At 67.2% G+C, this 16,893-nt stretch carries 14 protein-coding genes; 4 read left to right on the top strand and 10 right to left on the bottom strand.

Features of this window, described 5'->3' with window-relative positions; genetic code table 11:
• Positions 1-7: 7 nt before the first annotated feature.
• From AC3WLF_RS11135 to AC3WLF_RS11120, 4 genes are all read left to right on the top strand, one after another.
• Positions 8-724, top strand: coding sequence for an ABC transporter ATP-binding protein (locus AC3WLF_RS11135; RefSeq protein ID WP_492317239.1), 717 nt, complete (start codon positions 8-10; stop codon positions 722-724).
• Entirely contained in the window at positions 721-2,139 is a 1,419-nt protein-coding gene (locus AC3WLF_RS11130) for an ABC transporter permease (RefSeq protein WP_492358212.1), read from the top strand. The genes AC3WLF_RS11135 and AC3WLF_RS11130 overlap by 4 nt, the downstream gene beginning before the upstream one ends.
• On the top strand, positions 2,136-3,533 hold the full coding sequence (locus AC3WLF_RS11125) for a DUF3526 domain-containing protein (RefSeq protein ID WP_492358270.1): 1,398 nt from the start codon (positions 2,136-2,138) through the stop codon (positions 3,531-3,533). The genes AC3WLF_RS11130 and AC3WLF_RS11125 overlap by 4 nt, the downstream gene beginning before the upstream one ends.
• Positions 3,534-3,595: 62 nt before the next feature.
• Positions 3,596-4,054: a MarR family winged helix-turn-helix transcriptional regulator gene (locus tag AC3WLF_RS11120; protein ID WP_492356058.1), complete on the top strand. Its 459-nt coding sequence runs from the start codon at positions 3,596-3,598 to the stop codon at positions 4,052-4,054.
• A 15-nt stretch (positions 4,055-4,069) separates the two neighbouring features.
• Here AC3WLF_RS11120 and AC3WLF_RS11115 read toward each other — a convergent pair whose 3' ends face one another.
• From AC3WLF_RS11115 to AC3WLF_RS11070, 10 genes are all read right to left on the bottom strand, one after another.
• The gene (locus AC3WLF_RS11115) at positions 4,070-4,687 is read right to left on the bottom strand and encodes a flavin reductase family protein (RefSeq protein ID WP_492358211.1); all 618 of its coding nucleotides are present in this window, start codon (positions 4,685-4,687) and stop codon (positions 4,070-4,072) included.
• A gap of 59 nt (positions 4,688-4,746) precedes the next feature.
• Positions 4,747-5,517 carry a maleate cis-trans isomerase family protein gene (locus AC3WLF_RS11110; protein ID WP_492352372.1) on the bottom strand — a complete coding sequence of 257 codons (771 nt, stop codon included), beginning with the start codon at positions 5,515-5,517 and terminating at the stop codon, positions 4,747-4,749.
• Entirely contained in the window at positions 5,518-6,552 is a 1,035-nt protein-coding gene (locus AC3WLF_RS11105; RefSeq protein WP_492317243.1) for a carbon-nitrogen hydrolase family protein, read from the bottom strand. It abuts the gene before it with no gap.
• A gap of 52 nt (positions 6,553-6,604) precedes the next feature.
• Entirely contained in the window at positions 6,605-7,516 is a 912-nt protein-coding gene (locus tag AC3WLF_RS11100) for a fumarylacetoacetate hydrolase family protein (RefSeq protein WP_492317244.1), read from the bottom strand.
• Positions 7,517-7,586: 70 nt separating this feature from the next.
• A complete protein-coding gene (locus AC3WLF_RS11095; protein ID WP_492356056.1) occupies positions 7,587-8,711 on the bottom strand; it encodes a cupin domain-containing protein in 1,125 nt (374 codons plus the stop codon).
• A gap of 34 nt (positions 8,712-8,745) precedes the next feature.
• Positions 8,746-11,073, bottom strand: coding sequence for a bifunctional salicylyl-CoA 5-hydroxylase/oxidoreductase (locus AC3WLF_RS11090; RefSeq protein ID WP_492317246.1), 2,328 nt, complete (start codon positions 11,071-11,073; stop codon positions 8,746-8,748).
• 62 nt (positions 11,074-11,135) lie between these two features.
• Positions 11,136-11,591, bottom strand: a complete 456-nt coding sequence (locus AC3WLF_RS11085; RefSeq protein WP_492317247.1) for an acyl-CoA thioesterase — start codon at positions 11,589-11,591, stop codon at positions 11,136-11,138.
• Positions 11,592-11,627: 36 nt separating this feature from the next.
• Positions 11,628-13,088 carry an indolepyruvate oxidoreductase subunit beta family protein gene (locus AC3WLF_RS11080; protein ID WP_492358269.1) on the bottom strand — a complete coding sequence of 487 codons (1,461 nt, stop codon included), beginning with the start codon at positions 13,086-13,088 and terminating at the stop codon, positions 11,628-11,630.
• A gap of 79 nt (positions 13,089-13,167) precedes the next feature.
• The gene (locus AC3WLF_RS11075) at positions 13,168-15,363 is read right to left on the bottom strand and encodes a thiamine pyrophosphate-dependent enzyme (RefSeq protein WP_492358210.1); all 2,196 of its coding nucleotides are present in this window, start codon (positions 15,361-15,363) and stop codon (positions 13,168-13,170) included.
• Between the two features lie 137 nt (positions 15,364-15,500).
• Positions 15,501-16,835: an MFS transporter gene (locus AC3WLF_RS11070; RefSeq protein WP_492358268.1), complete on the bottom strand. Its 1,335-nt coding sequence runs from the start codon at positions 16,833-16,835 to the stop codon at positions 15,501-15,503.
• Positions 16,836-16,893 lie beyond the last annotated feature (58 nt).

The raw sequence follows: 16,893 nt of genomic DNA, 5'->3' as shown, positions 1-16,893 counted from the left end.
ACACGACATGCTTGAAATTCGTGACCTGGTCGTCCATCGCGACGGGCGTCGCGTTGTGGACGGCCTGAATATTACCGTGCCGAAGGGCTGCGTCTACGCCTTGCTGGGCGGCAACGGCGCGGGCAAGACCACCACCATCGATGTGACGCTGGGGTTTGTCCCGCCGGCCGGTGGCACGGTGCTGGTCGACGGACTGTCGCCCGTTGCCGATCCGGCTGCGGTCAGGCGGCGCGTCGCCTACCTGCCCGAGAACGTCGCGCTGTATCCCTACTTGTCCGGCGCGGAAAACCTGGATTACTTCTGTGCGATTGCCGGCATCGGCCTGTCGCGCGCCGAGGCTACGGCGCTGCTGGACGGCGCGGGGCTGGCCCGCGACGCGCACGGCCGGCGCGTAGCGAAATACTCGAAAGGCATGCGCCAGAAGGTGGGCCTGGCCATTGCCCAGGCCAAATCCGCGTCATTGCTGCTGCTTGACGAGCCGACTTCGGGGCTGGACCCGGCCGCGGCCGATGACATGGCAAACCGTGTCCGGCAAGCGGCGGACGCGGGCATGGCGGTGCTGATGGCCACGCATGACCTGTTCAACGCCAGGCAGCTCGCCGACCGCATCGGCATCCTGCGTGCCGGCGTGCTGGTGGCCGAGTTCGACGCGGCCACCGTCGGCCACGAGGCACTGGCCTCAACCTACCTGGCCCATGCGCGCGCGCAGGGTGTTGCGCCATGATCAGGACCGTGGTTGTGAAGGAATTCAGGGCGATGGCCAGGGAGGGGCGCTTCGCAGCACTGCTTGCGATCGGCGCCGCGGTATTGGCCGTCGCCATCCTGGCCTCGCTGCAGCGGCATGCCGCGGTCGCCAGCGAGGTGGCGCAGGTTGCCGCCGCGACGCGGCAGCAGTGGGACGACCAGGGTGACAAGCATCCGCATCGCGGCGCGCACTTCGGCCTGTACGTGTTCCGGCCGGCCTCCGCGCTGACGGTGATCGAGCCGGGGCTGGGCGACTACTTTGGCCAGGCGCTGTGGCTGGAGCCGCACCGGCGCAATGTGGCGCGCTTCGAGCCCGCGCAGGATGCGCTGCCATCCACCCGCTTCGGCGACCTGAGCGCCGGCTTCGTGTTCGCGGTGCTGTTGCCGCTGCTGGTGATCGCCGTCACTTTCGATGCCGTCAGCGGCGAGCGGCAGCGCGGCACACTGCGCATGATGCACGGCGCCGGCGTGGCGCCGGCCAGGCTCGTGGCCGGCAAATTCCTGGCGCTGGGCGCGGGCTTTGCCGTGTTTGCGCTGGCCGTGGCGCTGGCCCCGGTCATCGCGGCCAGCGCCGGCGGCACGCTGGATGGTGCGGTCTGGTGGCGGGCCGCGGGCCTGGGTGCCGCCTATCTGCTATACACCGCGATCCTGGTGGGACTGGGCCTGGCGGTGTCGGCCTGGGTTGCCGACGGCAGGAGCGCGTTGTTCGTGCTGGTGGGCCTGTGGCTGGCCTTTGTCTTCGTGATCCCGGGCATTGGCGCGGCGGGTGCGCGGCATGCCGTGCCGCTGCCGTCGGCGCAAGCGTTCTGGGCGGCGATCCAGCGCGACTACACGGAGGGATTGCCGGGCGACGGCAGCCTGGCGGCCCGCACCGAACGCCATGACGCGGCGCTGCTGTCGCGCTATGGCGTCACGCGCCTCGAGGACCTGCCCGTGGGCGCGGCGCCGCTGCGGCGGCTGGAGCGCGACGCCTACGCCGACCGGGTCCATGCGCTGCATTTCGATGCGCTGTGGCAGCGCTATGCGGCGCAGGAGAACGTGATGCGCGCCGCCGCGCTGCTGAGCCCCACGCTGGCGGTCCGCAACTTCGCCATGAAGATGGCAGGAACGGATCTCTCGCACCAGCGCGACTACGAGGCCGCCGCGGAGCGCTATCGGCGCAGCGTCAACACGGTCATCGATGAATGGGATGCCGGCCACACGCGCGGCATGACTTCGTTCGATGCCAGGTACGCCGGCGCTGCGCTTTGGCGCGCAATCCGGCCCTTTGCCTACACCATGCCGCCGGCGCTCTTCGCGCTGCGGGCAGCGTTGCCGGAGATCGCGATCATGTTCTGGTGGTGCGGGCTGGCCGTGGCCGGCCTGTTCTTCTCTCTTCGCAGGATACAGCCATGAGCCCCATAAGACAGACCAGGCAGGCGCTTGCCGCGCAATGCCGCCGCTTCTGCGCGGCGGGCAGTGCCCGTTGGGCGCTGCTGCTGTTCGCTGCCGCCCTGTGCGCGTGCGCGCTGGCATCGGGTCTCAGTGCGCGCGCATGGCATGAAAAGCTGCAGCAGCTGGAAGCAAACGGGCAGGCGGCATTGCGCCTTGCCCAGGCCAAGGCATCGCCGGCATCTCCGGAGCAGGCCGCGATGGCGGCATTCCGGTTCGCCAGGTCGGATGCCCCGGTGGCGCAGCTGCGGCCAGGTGGCGGGTTGGCGCTGGCGAGCAGCGTGCTGGACCTGCTGCCGCCGTCGATTCGCGTCACTGTCGAGAGCCGCCACACCGACGCGCGCAACGAGGAGCGGCTGGCCAACCCGCTGTTGCAGCGCTACGGCACCTTCGACCTGGCGACGGCGATCGCGCTGCTGGCGCCGCTCTTGCTGGTGTGCCTGTGCGCAGGCATGGTCCAGGGCGAGCGCGAACACGGCACGTGGCGGATGTCGATGGCGCAGGGTGCGGCCGGCGGGCGTGTGCTGTTCGCCGCCATCGCGGTTCGGGCGGGCGCGGTCTGGCTGATTGCCGTGCTCGCTTCCGCGCTGGCATTCCTGCTGGACCCCGCGGCAACGCTGTCGGCGTATCTCGCATGGCTGTTTTGCGTGACGGCGTTCATCGCGTTCTGGAGTGCGGCCAGCGCTGCGCTCAACCTGCTGCCCGGTTCCGGCGCCACGGCGGTGCTGGCCGGGCTTGGCCTGTGGGCCATCGCCACCTTCGGCACGCCTGCGATGGTCGCGGCGCTGGCGGATCGCACGATGCCGATGCCGTCACGGCTGGCGGCAATCGTCCAGATCCGCGCGGCGCAGCAGAGCGCGGAAGCCAGGATGTCGGAGCTGGTGGAAGAGTGGTATCAGGCCAATCCACAGTGGGCCCCGGCCACGGCACGGCAGCACGCATGGCCGGTCAGCTTCATGCCGCGCTACCTCGACCAGGCAGCGCGGATCCGGCCGGTCGCGTCCGCGTTCGACCACGCGCGTGCGGTGCGCTTCACGCAGGCGGAGCGATGGGCCTGGCTCTCGCCGCCGCTGTCGCTGCTGCTTGCCGCCGACCGGCTGGCGGGCAGCGACGCGCCGCGGTACGCCAGCTTCATGGCACGGGTGGACCGCTTCGAAGTGCAGTGGCGCGCGTACTTCGTCCCGCGCATCATGAGCTATCGCGGTGTGTCGACGGATGAATATCGGAACGCGCCGCGGTTCGAGTGGGTTGAACGAGAGCGCGGGGCGGTGGGGATTGGCGGACTGCAGCAACTCGGACTGGCAGCGGCGATGCTGGGCTTGCTCTTTGTGTTCCGGGCGCGGTTGGCGCGCCCTTGACTGCCGTGGTATGTTCTGCCCGTCGCGCGGCCGACGAGGCCGCTTCCCGCCCATCGGACCGCATGAACCAGCCCATCGACACCGCCGACGACGATTTCGTCGACAACTACACCCCGGCCCTGCTGGCCCAGGCCAGCCAGCTGATCTCGGGGGAATTCCACGTGATCGTGCAAGCCAATGGTTTCACCATCTCAGACTGGCGCGTCCTGTCCACGCTGTCCGGCGGCAAGCCAATCAGCATCGGGGAACTGGCGCAGATCTCGGTGACCAAGCAGCCCACGGTGACGCGCCTGCTCGACCGCATGGAGGCGCAGGGTTACGTCAAGCGCATCCCGCACGGGACCGACCGGCGCATCACGCTGGTGCGCATCACGCCGCGCGGGCAGAAGCTGACCTCCACCCTGATCGCACAGGCCCGGGCCCACGAGGACCATGTGCTGGCGCCGCTCGGCAAGAAGAAGGCCGACGAGCTGCGCGCCACGCTGAAGCTGCTGATCCACCTGCACCGCCCTGCCAACTGAGGGATCGGCCGCGCCTCAGGCCGGCCGGCACATCTGGAACAGCGTCGATTTGCTGACCTCATAGTAGTCAGCCGGACCGCCGCCGCGCAGGATCGGGCGTGCGGCGGCGGTGTCATAGACCCCGTCCGGCAGGAAGGCCCGGTCGATATGCACGCCGACCACCTCGCCCAGCACCATCCAGGTATCGAGCATGGCGCCGTCGGCCCGGTTCAGTTGCATGACTTTGGTAGCGCGGCACTCGAACGATACCGGGCTCTCCTGCACGCGCGGCGCCGACACCAGCCGCGACGGTACCGGCGTCAGGCCAGCCAGGCCAAACTCATCGACTTCCGGCGCCACGCCCGCGCTGGTGGCGTTCATGCGCTCGGCCAGCGGGCGCGTCACCAGGTTCCAGACAAAGGCGCCGGTGTTCTCGACGTTGCGCACGGTGTCCTTGTAGCCGACGCTGGAGAATGCCACCACCGGTGGCGTGTAGTTGAAGACGTTGAAGAATGCGTAGGGTGCCAGGTTGGCACGCCCGGCCTTGTCCACCGTCGAAATCCAGCCGATCGGGCGCGGACCGACAATGGCTGCCAGCGGATCGTGCCTGAGCCCATGGCCGCGCGTGGGCTCGTAGAAATGAATGTCGTCCATGTGCGTGTGCGAAACGTCGTCCCTGCACGGGCAGGGGCGACCAAAGCGTGGGATGGCGCTCAGTATTTGCCGCTCAGCAGCTCACCGCAGCCGGCGACCTCGGCGCGCAGGTTCAGCTTGCGCAGCATCTGCCAGGTGGTGGCCACCGCCGCCGACACCGTCGGGATGCCCGATTCGTCCTGTACCTTCTGGATCGACGGCAGCGACTGCATCTGCACGCAGGCCGACAGCACGATGGCGTCGACGCCGGTGGTGTCGATGCGCTTGTAGATCTCCAGCAGGTCGGCCGGATCCTGCGCGGCGACCTGCAGGTTGTCGGGGATCTCCAGCGCGGTGTAGTCCTTGACCTCGATGCCTTCGCTCTCGATGTACTCGACCACCATCTTCGTCAGCGGCTTCATGTACGGGCATACCACCGAGACGCGCTTCGCGCCCATGGCGTGCAGGCCGTCCACCAGCGCGCCGGCGCTGGTCACCACCGGCGCAGGGTTGCCGTTGTCGACGGTGCGCTGCGTCAGGCGCGCCTCGGAGACGCGGTGATAGCCCTTGCCCATGCTCATGATGGCCACCAGGCAGGCGTAGCCCAGCACGTCCACGCGTGCGTCGGACAGCTCGATGGCGCAGCGGTCGCTGTCGCGGTCCATCGCCTCCAGCTCTTCCTTCACCACCTTCTTCATGCGCATGCGGCTGGAGTGGAAGGTGAAGCGCTCGGCGAAATCCTTCTCGCGCTCGCGCAACATGGCGGGGATTTCCGTCTCCATGGTGGTGTTGGAGGAAGGCACGATCTGCCCGATGCGCAGCGGCTTCTGGGGCGTCAGCAGGAAAGACATTTACTTGCTCTCGAAAAGGTCGAATGCGTTGAGTTCCGCTTCCTCGGCGTCGAGGTCGAAGGCCTGGCTGGCGCCGTCCAGGAACTGGGCGGGCTGCAGCGGGCGGCGGTCGACGCGCAGGTCGAAGATGTCGAAGCGGTTGTAGTGGCCGGTGATGTCGTGCATCTGGCGCGGCTGGATGCAGCGGGACAGGTCGATGTCGGCGTAGACGATGCCTTCCGCGTCGATCAGCGGCTCGCCGATGACGCGGCCGTCCGGCCCGAGGAAGCCGGAGAAGGCGCTGTTGCGCCGCGACAGCAGCTCGCGCGCCTTCGGGTTCAGCGGGCTCATGGCCTCGATGATCTCCTCCGACACGGTCGAGCACGACACCGCGGTGAACACCTTGCCCTCGAAGCAGTGGGCGGCGGCGCGCACCTTGATGGCCTCGGCCATGTCGTAGTCGGCCGGGGCCACCGGCAGCGCGATATAGCTGGCCACGTGCATCATCTCGCCCTGCGACAGCAGCGAGAAGCGCGCCAGCGTGTTGGTGTTCTCGCCGCAGGCCAGCGAGCCGAGCGGGCCGACGCTGGTCTGGTGCACGCGCAGCGCCGAGGCGTCGCCATTGGCCCAGGTCAGCTTCTCGGCCCAGGTCGGCACCAGCTTGCGGTGGCGGCCCAGGATGCGGCCTTCGTCGCTGATGGTCACCAGCGTATTGAAGAGGGTGCCGACGCCGGTGCGGCTGCGTTCGTTCACGCCGACGATCACGTTGATGTGGTTGGCCTGCGCCGCCTGCGCGATCTTGCGGATCTCCGGGCCGGGGATCTCGATGGAAGCCTTGACCAGCCGCTCGAACCAGGGGCTGGCGTCGACCGGGTTGGTCAGCCAGCTCCAGTACGGGTAGCCGGCCACGAACACTTCCGGAAAGGCGACCAGCTTCGCACCGTTGTCGGCGGCTTCCTTGATCAGGCGGCAGACCTTGTCGACCGTGGCGTCGGCATCGAGGAAGACCGGAGCCGCCTGGACGGCCGCAGCCTTGAATTTGGGCAGATTGAGCATATGTGTGCCTCGCTTGCAGCGGTCATCCCCGCTTGCGCGGGGATGACGGGATTTAGACAGCTACCACCGGGTGGCGCAGCTCGCCGATGCCTTCCACCGTGGCTACCACGGTGTCGCCCGGCCACAGCCACTCCTGCGGGGTTCGGCCCGCGCCCACGCCGTCGGGCGTGCCGGTGGCGATGATGTCGCCGGGTTCCAGCGCCATGCCCTTGCTGATGTCCGCGATCAGCGCCGGCACCTTGAACAGCATGTGGCGGGTGTTGGAGCTCTGCTTGGTCACGCCGTTGACGGTCAGCGACAGGTCCAGCGTGTGCGGGTCGGCGATTTCGTCGGCGGTGACGATGACCGGGCCGAACGGGGCATAGGTGTCCTGGCCCTTGGAGTAGATCCACTGGCCGGCGCGGCGGCAGTCGCGCGCCGAGATGTCGATCATCACGCTGTAGCCGAACACGTAGTTGAGCGCGTCGGCCTCCTTCACACCCTTGCCGCGCGTGCCGATGATGACGGCCAGCTCAACTTCCCAGTCCATCTGCTGCGTGATTTCCTTGTTGTGCTCGATCGCGTCGCCCGGGCCGATCACGGTGGTGGGCGGCTTGGAGAAGATCACCGGCTCCTTCGGCAGTTCCTTCGAGGTGTCCAGGCTGCGGCTGGATTCGGCGACGTGCTCGACGTAGTTCAGGCCGATGCCCCAGATGTTCTTGCGTGGGCGCGGGATCGGCGCCAGCAGCTTGACGTTCGAGGCCGGCACGGCCACGCCGAACGGCAGCTTGCCGCGGTATTCGTCCAGCAGCGCGCTGGTCGAGCGGACTGCCTCGGGGCCCAGGTCGATGAACTCGAGCATGGTGGAGGGAATGCTCACGCCGACGGCGGCGCCGAAGCGGGCGAGGTCAACGACATTGCCGTCGACGATGGCACCCAGGCGGGCGGCGGCAGCGACTTCAGCGCGATAGGTTACGAGACGCATGGTTTGATAACTCCGGAAAAGGCCGCAATCGGTGCGGCTGCACAATTTGGAAAATAGGTACTGCTGAGGTTCAAAGGACCACCTGATGCCCGCCGTTCTCCGCCAGCGCTTGCTCGCGGTAAAGCCCGAGCGAATGCATTACCGGCAGGTCGTTGAAGCAGAACAGCACGGCGTCATCGCTGGCCGACGCGTTTGCGTGCTCATGGAAGGCCCACGACGGCACGCAGAAGATGTCGCGCTCGGTCCAGTCGAAGCGCTGGCCGTTGATGACCGAGTAGCCACTGCCCTTGGCTACCTGGTAGACAAAGCTGCCCGTGTGGCGGTGGGCCTTGGTGGCTTCGCCCGGACGCAGCAGCTGCATGCTGGCGCCGATGGTCGGCATCACCGGGCCGCCGGTGACCGGGTTGACGTAGTGCATCAGCACGCCGTCGAACGGGCTGCCGTCGGTGACCTTGCTGTGGCGCACCAGCGCCTCGCAGGTCGGGGCCCATTCGTACTTGTAGAGCGGCGAATACGGCTTGCTCCAGTTGCCCTCATGCGGGCGCAGGCCCTTGCCGCCCCAGATCGCCGGCATGTCGTCGACCGGGTGCGTCACGGCCTGCTGCAGATCCGGGTGCACGGCGTAGAAGCCGGCTTCCATCGCATTGACCAGCGGGATGTCCAGCCCGTCCTGCCAGATACAGGTGGTGCCTTCGGCCGCCACGCCATGCTCGTGCCAGGTGCCGTTGGGCGTGAGCACGAAGTCGTTGGCGTTCAGTGTCATCTTGTGGCCGTCGACGATGGTGTAGGCGCCGCTGCCTTCCATGATGAAGCGCAGCGCCGACGACGAGTGCGCGTGTGCCGAGGCGGCCTCGCCGGGATGCATCACCTGCAGGCCCGAGTAGAGCCAGCCCACCGCCGCCGAAACGTCCTGGCGGCCCGGGTTGTTCAGGTAGATCACGCGGCGGCCGGCTTTCTCCGGCGTCACCAGGTCGACCGAGCGCAGCACGTGGTCACGCAGGTCGCGGTAGCGCCACAGCACCGGCACCGATTCGGACTTCGGCTGCCACGGCTCGATCTTGTTGGCCACGGTCCAGAGCGCGCCGGTCTTGAGCGCATCGAGCTCCTTGTAGTAAGAAACCAGCTCGGGCGTGTCTTCCACATCGGCGCGGCCGGCTACGTTTTCGCGGTAGGTGTCATACGAGGTATTCGACATCGTCTTCCTCTCTGGTGAGTTCATAGGGAAGCCATCAGGCCCCCGCGGCCGCGCGCCCGAGGTTGCGCTCAAGCTGGTCCTTGGCCAGCAGGTACTGCTTCGGCCATTCGACGCGGCGGTAGCCAAGCTTCGCGGTTTCGCGCAGCAACCAGGACGGGTCGGCCAGATGCGGGCGAGAGATGGCGCACAGATCGGCACGGCCCGACGCGATGATTCCGTTGACCTGGTCGGCTTCGGTAATGGCGCCGACGGCGATCGTCGGCACGCCCGCCTCGTTGCGCACGCGATCGGCGAAGGGGGTCTGGAACATGCGTCCGTACACCGGCTTCTGCTCGGGGCTGACCTCCCCCGAAGAGCAGTCGATCACGTCCGCACCGGCTTCCTTGAACAGGCGTGCCATGGCCACCGCGTCGTCGGCGCTGTTGCCGCCCTCGACCCAGTCAGTGGCAGAAATACGCACCGACACCGGCTTGTCCTGCGGCCATGCCGCACGCACCGCGCGCAGCACTTCCAGCGGGAAGGCCATGCGGCTTTCCAGCGCGCCGCCATATTCGTCGGTGCGCTGGTTGGTCACCGGCGAGATAAAGCCCGACAGCAGGTAGCCATGGCCCGCCTGCAGCTCCAGCCAGTCGAAGCCGGCAGCCGCCGCGCGCCGGGTGGCGGCGACAAAGTCATCGCGTACGCGGTCCATGTCTGCGCGGGTCATGGCGCGCGGTGTCTGCGAAACGCCCGGCAGGTACGGCAGGGCGGAGGCCGCGATCAGCGACCAGTTGCCCTCGGCCAACGGGTGATCCATCTGCTCCCAGCCGAGCTGGGTCGAGCCGCGGCGGCCGGCGTGGCCAATCTGCACGCCGATGCGCGCGCTGGTGTGCTCGTGCACGAAACCGACGATGCCGGCAAACGCCGCCGCCTGCTGGTCGCTCCACAGGCCCGGGCAGCCCGGCGTGATGCGGCCGTCCGGCGACACTGCCGTCATTTCCACCATCACGAGGCCGGCGCCACCCAGTGCCCGGCTGCCAAGGTGCACCATGTGGAAGTTGCCCGGCACGCCGTCCTGGCAGGAATACATGGCGGTGGGCGACACCACTACGCGGTTCTTCAACTCCACGCCGCGCACGGTGTACGGCGTCAGCAGCGGCGGTACGGCGGCGGCCTCCGTGCCGGCACGTTCGGCCAGCCACGATTCGTAGCCTTCCAGCCAGGCCTTGTCGCGCACGCGCAGGTTCTCGTGCGAAATGCGCTGCGAGCGGGTCAACAGCGAATAGGCAAACTGCTCGGGCTCCAGGTCTTCATAGCGCTTGACGTTCTCGAACCATTCGGTGGAGTTGCGCGCGGCGTTCTGGATCTTGAGCACTTCCACCGAGCGCACGGCTTCGTAGTGCTTCAGCGCATCTTCCAGCGAGCCGTCGATGTTGCGCAGGGTGCGCGCCAGCTCGATGGCATCTTCCAGCGCCAGCTTGGTGCCGGAGCCGATCGAGAAGTGCGCGGTGTGGGCGGCATCGCCCATCAGCACCACGGGCACCTTCTTCTCCACGCCGCTGTCGCCGGCCAGGGTGTTCCAGTGCACCCACTTCTCGCAGATCACGCGCGGGAACTGGATCCAGATCGCCGAGCCGCGCAGGTGGCCGGCGTTGCTGATCAGCGGGTTGCCGTCCAGGTACGGGGCGAACAGCTTCTCGCAGTAGGCGATGCCTTCTTCCTGGCTCATCTGGTCGATGCCGGCGGCCTTCCAGGTTTCTTCCGGGGTCTCGACGATGAAGGTCGAGGTGCCGTCTTCGAAACGGTAGGCATGTGCCTGGAACCAGCCATGCTCGGTCGGCACGAAGATAAAGTTGAAGGCGTCGAACACCTTCTTCGTGCCCAGCCAGACAAAGCGGCAGTTGCGCGTGTCGATGTCGGGGCGGAAGGTGTCGGCATAGCGCTTGCGCACCACGCTGTTGAGGCCGTCGGAAGCCAGCACCAGGTCGGCGTTGTACTTGCGCGCGATGGCCTGGTCGTCCTCGACGTAGTTCTCGAACACCAGTTCCACACCGACTTCCTCGCAGCGCGCCTGCAGGATGTTCAGCAGCTTCTTGCGGCCGATGCCGATAAAGCCGTGGCCGCCGCTGCGCACCGCGCGGCCCTTGAGGTGGACTTCGACATCGTCCCAGCGGTTGAACGCATCGCCGATGGTCTCGGCCGAGACCGGGTCGGCCTCGCGCAGGTTGTCCATGGTGGCGTCGGAGAACACCACGCCCCAGCCGAAGGTGTCATAGGGACGGTTGCGCTCGACCACCACGACCTTGTTGGCGGGATCCTGGAGTTTCATCAACAGGCCGAAATACAGGCCGGCGGGGCCACCGCCGATACATACAATGTTCATGGCTGCTTCCAATCAGGTTACTACCGGAGCCCTTGGAACCCGCGCTGCGGGTCCGTCGGCATTCAGACGGTGATTTCGGGATAAGGCTGGTCTGCGGGGGCAGGACCGTGTTCGATGGCGCCCCGCAGGTCATCGGGCACCGGGAGCGCCAGGTGCGTGTCCAGCGAAGTCATCACGATGGTCTGCGTGGCCGACATGCGCAGCTCGCCGTCTGCGCCCGTGCAGCGCCAGTTCAGCGTGATCGACTTGCCGCCGACCCGCACCACTTCCAGCTCGAGCCAGACCTGGTCGCCAAAGCGGCTGATCGCCTTGAAGTCCACCTCCAGGTGCACGGTCGGCATGCCCAGCCGGCGTGCGCCGATCACGCCGTGATAGCCAGCCGGCAACAGGCAGTCGACCCAGCGTTCGATGAGGTCGTTGAACAGCACGAAGTACTGCGGGTAGAAGACGATGCCGGCCGGATCGCATTCCGAGAAATGGATCTTGTGCTGGCGCCGGAAGGTATGCGTAGTGCTCATGGTCTGCGGTTCCTGCTAGGGGTTGGCCCGTGTGGGTCACGCCAGCGCGTGGCGGGCGAGGGCTTCCTTCAGCTTCTTGCCGTGCTCGTCGGCCAGCGCGGCCTCGCGCAACTCGCGCAGCGTGGCCGGGGCCAGGCGGGCGCCGGCCCGCATCACGGCGTTCATCAGGGTCTGGTAGTTGGTCAGGCCGCGCACATGGGTGTCGCTGTAGCCTTTCACCAGCCGCTGGCACTGCACCACTTCCAGCGCCAGCGCCGGATTGAGGCGCGCGGCGGCCAGTACCTGGGCCAGCCAGCCCTCGATGCGCTCGGTTTCCAGCGCATAGCGCAGCGTGCTGCGGCGGATGCCGCGCAGGCGCGACACCGCCCACAGCATCAGGTAGCCGCGCAACGAACTGGTGGTGACCACGCGGCCGGAGGTGGTGAAGTGGCGCACCAGGCGGTGCACGAAATGCGGCTGCATCAGCCAGCGGCCGATTCCGGCCGGCAAGGTCTCGCAGATTTCTTCCAGGCGCGGGTGCATGAACTCGTTGATCGCCAGCAATTGCTTGTCGCCGGCGCGCACCTCGCCCCGCACCCGCGCGAAGCGCGAGTCGCGGGTCTTGAGGTCGGCCACGCGAATGGTGTCCTCGTACGACATCCACAGCGCCAGGTGGCGCGCGGTTTCGCGCAGCAGGGCGCTGTCGTCCTTGCCGACGGCCTGGCGCACGGCGGCCAGCCGATCCAGATACAGGCCGGCATAGGCCACGTCCTGGTAGTCGATCATGCGGCGCACGCCTTCGACCACGACGGGCCAGTTTTCGGCCGGTTGTTCGGTGCGGGCGCGATGCAGCAACTGCGCAACCCTGGGATCCTGCGGCTTGAGTTCGCCCAGCGGCTTTGCGGCTTCCGCGGCGGGCGTCTCGGCGGCCTCGGCCGTGGCGAAGGCCGCGCCGAAGGCGCGCAGGCTGGGCTTCACGCCCACGCCGCCGCGCTCGATGGTGGCTTCGAACTGCGCGCGGCTGAACGGCAGCACGCCGGTGCCGGCCAGCGCGCCGAACAGCACGGCGCTGATGACGCTGCCGCTGGCTTCGGCGGCCTGCGCCATGTCGAAGCGCACAAAGCGTTTGGCGGCCTTGCCGGCGTGGGCGATCAGCTCGTTGCTGTCGACGCGGCCATCGCCCATCGCGGATTTCTCGGCGATGGAGTACACGCGGTGGGTGGAACACACCAGCGTGGTGCGCTCCGGCGTCACCAGCCCGCGCTGCACGGCGCGGCCGGCTTCCATCAGTTCGGAGGCGAGTACCACATCGACATCGCCAGGGGTGGGCATCAGCGCCAGCACCGGCTGGCGGCCGGCCTGCTCGGCCAGGTCGCGCGGGAACAACTCGACGTAGTAGATGGTAGCGCCGGTGCGCTGCGCCACGCCGGGCACCGACGTGGTTTGCGCGATATAGCCGTTGTGCTCGCCCAGATCCACGATCCAGTCGGCCAGCACGCCGCCGCCCTCGCCACCCATGGCGAGGATGGCGACCTTGATCGGCTTGGCGCTGAGGTTGTTGGGTGCGTTCACGATTGAACCTCTCGAAACTTGGTGTTCAGAATGCAAGGCGGGTGCGGCGCGCGGCATCGCGGCGCTGCAGGAAGCCGATCACGGCGTCGCGCAGGCGCTGGCGCAGCTTGTCGATGCGGGTCGGGTTGGTGACGATCTGCGCGCGGTAGAACGACGGGCAAAGGACCGCAGCGTGCGACACCTCGCCGCACAGGCCGCAGCCCACGCAGCTGTCCAGCACGGAGGCGACCGGATCGGTGCGCAGCGGGTCCGGGTTGGGCTTGATCGTCAGCGAAGGGCAGCCGGACAGCCGGATGCACGAGTGATCGCCGGTGCAGGTGTCTGAATCCACGCCAAAGCGCTCGCGTACCACGCGCTGGCCGTCTGCGATCGCCTTGCGCGTCTTCGGCTTCTCGCGGCGCTGCTTGTTCAGCATGCATTCGCTCTGCGCGATCAGCACCTTCGGACCCTTGGCGCCGGTGGTCAGCGCTTCCTTGAGGGTGGCCTTCATCGCCTTCAGGTCATAGGTGCGGCGGATGGTGCGTACCCACTTGACGCCCACGCCCTTGACCGCGTCCTCGATGGCGTGGCCGGTGCTACGGGTGTCGTTCAGCGCGGTCGAGGACAGGATGTCCTGCCCGCCGGTGGCCGACGTGTAGCTGTTGTCGACCACGATGGTCAGGTTATCGCTCTTGTTGAAGACCGCGTTGGCGATGCCGCTGGTCAGGCCGTTGTGCCAGAAGCCGCCATCGCCCATCACGGAGATGGCGCGCTTGCCGCCGGGCGCGTTCAGCGCCGCAGCGCTGGCGCCGCCCAGGCCGTAGCCCATGGTGGTGTTGCCGAGGTTGAACGGCGGCAGGATCGAGAACAGGTGGCAGCCGATGTCGGCGCTGACGTGGTGCTCGCCGATCTCGCGCTCGACCAGCTTCATCGCGGTGAAGATCGGGCGCTCCGGGCAGCCGGTGCAGAAACCGGGCGGGCGCGCATGCACGCTCTCGTCGACCAGCTTCTGCGGTTCCAGCACCTCGGCAGCCACGGCGTCGACGGTGGCGGCCGGCGCCTGCACCAGCGGGATCACCTTGCGTGCCGGCTTCGGCTCAGGCAGCGGTTCAAGCTTGCCGTACTGCTCCAGGAAGGCGCGCAAGCCCTTGAGCACGGTCGCGGTGTTGTACTCGCCGGCCAGCGGCAGCAGGTCCTTGCCATGCAGCGTCGCGGTGGTGCCGGCCATGCGCAGGATGTTGGCGGCGTTCTGCTCGATAAAGTTGGGCTGGCCTTCTTCCAGCACCAGCACGGCGCGCTTGCCCGCGCAGAAGCGTTCCCACTCCGAATCGATCAGCGGGTAGGCCACGTTCATCACGTACAGCGGGATCTTCGACTCGCCGAACACATCGGCCAGGCCGAGCTGCTCCAGTGCGCGGACCAGCGTGTTGTAGCTGCCGCCCTGCACGGCGATGCCGATGTCATCCATCTCGCCCTGGAAGAACTCATTGAGCTGGCGTTCCTCGATGAACTTCACGGCGGCGGGCCAGCGCTGCTTGATCTTCTCGTGCTCGTGCACGAAGCTCGCCGGGGGCAGCACGATGCGGCTGAGGTCGCGCGTGGGGTTCTCGAGCGCGTCCTGGATGGAGAACTTCGAGCGGCGGTTCTCGGAAGCGACGAACTGGCCGTGCACGTGGCACGAGCGCACACGCAACTGCAGCATCACCGGAGTATTGGACGCCTCGGACAAGTCAAAACCGTCCTTCACCGCCTGCACGATGCACGGCAGGTTGGGGCGCGGATCGAGCAGCCACATCTGCGACTTCATCGCGAACGCGTGGCTGCGCTCCTGCATGATCGAGGAACCTTCGCCGTAGTCTTCGCCGACGATGATCAGCGTGCCGCCGGTGACCCCGCCCGATGCCAGGTTGGCCAGCGCGTCCGAGGCCACGTTGGTGCCCACGGTGGCCTTGAACGTGACCGCGCCGCGCAGCGGGTAGTTGACCGAGGCGGCCAGCGACGCGGCCGCGGTGGCTTCACTCGCGCTGTTCTCGAAGCGGATGCCATGCTCGGCAAGGATGTCCTGCGCATCGGCCAGCACGTCCATCAGGTGCGAGATCGGCGAGCCCTGGTAGCCGGCGACGTAGGCGACACCGGACTCCAGCAGCGCCTTGGTGACCGCGAGGATGCCCTCGCCGCTGAATACCTCGCCGGAACCCAGGCGCAACTTCTTGACTTCTTCGGCAAACGAACGCTCAGCCATGGCTTCTCTTCCTGACGCCCACGTTGTGGCGAGATGAATATAGTTTGAACATAAATATTTGCATAATCATATATATGCGCGGAACTCGAGGTCACGTGGACGGCTTCCGTGGAAGCCGAATTCCCTTTTCAGGCGCTTTATGCGTTGCTTTGCTGGACGGCGCGGGCCACGACTGGTTGCCGTGCCGATGGCAGCAGCGCCACAGCCAGTGCAGCGACAAGGCCCGCAATGGAGAACGTGATGAAGTTCCAGCCGAAACTCAGGCCTGAGCCGGCCACGTAACCGCCGACGAGCGGGCCGCTCATGGCGCCGATTCGCGCGAAGCTCAGGGCCCATCCTGTTGCCGCGGCCCGTGCGTGTGCCGGGTAGTAGCCGGCCAGATAGCCTGTAAGGATCAGGGATGCCGAGACGCTGCCAACGCCAGCCAGCGCGACCAGCAGGTAGTTGACGACAACGGAGTTGCGGAACATCAGCGCGCCGATGGCGAGAGCGCCGATCAGGTAGAAGACCGCGACGGTGCCACGCGCACCCATCTTGTCGGCCGCGCTGCCCAGGAACAGGCCGCCCACCGCGGAAGCGAGGCTGAAGATAACCAGGAAGGAAAGGCTGGAGCCGAGGTCGTAGCCATTCTTGCGCATGATGGTCGGCAGCCACGTATTGAGGCCATAAACCAGCAGCAAGCCGAAGAACAGTGCGATCCAGAAGCACGCCGTCGCGCGCAGCTGCTTGCGGGCGAACATGCTCGACATCACGTCGCGCCAGGTGGCGCGGGCGGCGCTGCTGGCGGGCCGGACTTGTGACGGCAGCCGGCCATGACCGGTGCGATCGGCCAATGCCTGCGCTTCATCGATTCGCCCTTGCCCCACCAGGTACTCCAGCGATTCGGGCAGCATCCACGCCATCAGGGGTATCAACACCATCGGCACGGCACCCAGGCCAATCACGCCACGCCAGCCAAGGCTGGGCAACAGCCACATCGCAATGAGTGCGGCGCAAAGGATGCCCACGGAATACCCCGAGTACATCAGCCCATAGTTGAAGCTGCGGCGGTGCGGCGGCGAGTACTCGATGGTCAAGGCGGCGGCTACGGGAATGACGCCACCAAGGCCGAGCCCGCCGATGAAGCGCAAGACGCCGAAGATGGCCGGCGTCGGCGCATAGGACGCGCCCAGCATGGTCAGCGAGAACAGGGAAACACAGAGCAGCAGCATGCGGCGGCGCCCGATCATCTCGCTCAGCGTGCCGATCAGGAAGGCGCCAAAGAACATGCCGACCAGGGCATAGCTGCTGAGGGCACCGAGTTCCAGCGGCGTCAGGTTCCAGTTGCGGTCGTCGGCGAGTGCGGGCAATACCGCTCCCATGACGCCGACGTCATAGCCTTCAAAGAGAATCGCAAGGAAGCATACGAAAAGTACGGTATAGGTCGCGCGAGAAGCGGGGTGCCAGGGCTGAATGGTGCCAGCTGGGGTCATTGTCTGTCTCCTGATGGGTGGCGGATAGGGAACCGGAGAGGCCGCCAGGGAACCTGTT

The sequence above is a fragment of the Cupriavidus sp. FW306-01-F10A genome (assembly GCF_058782785.1).
The sequence above is the reverse complement of the archived record's forward strand: the minus strand, read 5'-3'. Positions and strand labels throughout refer to the sequence as shown.

Bases quoted from the DNA above. Each gene is read 5' to 3' on its own strand.
- AC3WLF_RS11115 (WP_492358211.1), bottom strand. From the start codon at position 4,687: ATGGACGACATTCATTTCTACGAGCCCACGCGCGGCCATGGGCTCAGG.
- AC3WLF_RS11130 (WP_492358212.1), top strand. From the start codon at position 721: ATGATCAGGACCGTGGTTGTGAAGGAATTCAGGGCGATGGCCAGGGAG.
- AC3WLF_RS11125 (WP_492358270.1), top strand. From the start codon at position 2,136: ATGAGCCCCATAAGACAGACCAGGCAGGCGCTTGCCGCGCAATGCCGC.
- AC3WLF_RS11135 (WP_492317239.1), top strand. From the start codon at position 8: ATGCTTGAAATTCGTGACCTGGTCGTCCATCGCGACGGGCGTCGCGTT.
- AC3WLF_RS11085 (WP_492317247.1), bottom strand. From the start codon at position 11,591: ATGAGCACTACGCATACCTTCCGGCGCCAGCACAAGATCCATTTCTCG.
- AC3WLF_RS11090 (WP_492317246.1), bottom strand. From the start codon at position 11,073: ATGAACATTGTATGTATCGGCGGTGGCCCCGCCGGCCTGTATTTCGGC.
- AC3WLF_RS11070 (WP_492358268.1), bottom strand. From the start codon at position 16,835: ATGACCCCAGCTGGCACCATTCAGCCCTGGCACCCCGCTTCTCGCGCG.
- AC3WLF_RS11095 (WP_492356056.1), bottom strand. From the start codon at position 8,711: ATGTCGAATACCTCGTATGACACCTACCGCGAAAACGTAGCCGGCCGC.
- AC3WLF_RS11075 (WP_492358210.1), bottom strand. From the start codon at position 15,363: ATGGCTGAGCGTTCGTTTGCCGAAGAAGTCAAGAAGTTGCGCCTGGGT.
- AC3WLF_RS11110 (WP_492352372.1), bottom strand. From the start codon at position 5,517: ATGTCTTTCCTGCTGACGCCCCAGAAGCCGCTGCGCATCGGGCAGATC.
- AC3WLF_RS11105 (WP_492317243.1), bottom strand. From the start codon at position 6,552: ATGCTCAATCTGCCCAAATTCAAGGCTGCGGCCGTCCAGGCGGCTCCG.
- AC3WLF_RS11080 (WP_492358269.1), bottom strand. From the start codon at position 13,088: ATGGGTGGCGAGGGCGGCGGCGTGCTGGCCGACTGGATCGTGGATCTG.
- AC3WLF_RS11100 (WP_492317244.1), bottom strand. From the start codon at position 7,516: ATGCGTCTCGTAACCTATCGCGCTGAAGTCGCTGCCGCCGCCCGCCTG.
- AC3WLF_RS11120 (WP_492356058.1), top strand. From the start codon at position 3,596: ATGAACCAGCCCATCGACACCGCCGACGACGATTTCGTCGACAACTAC.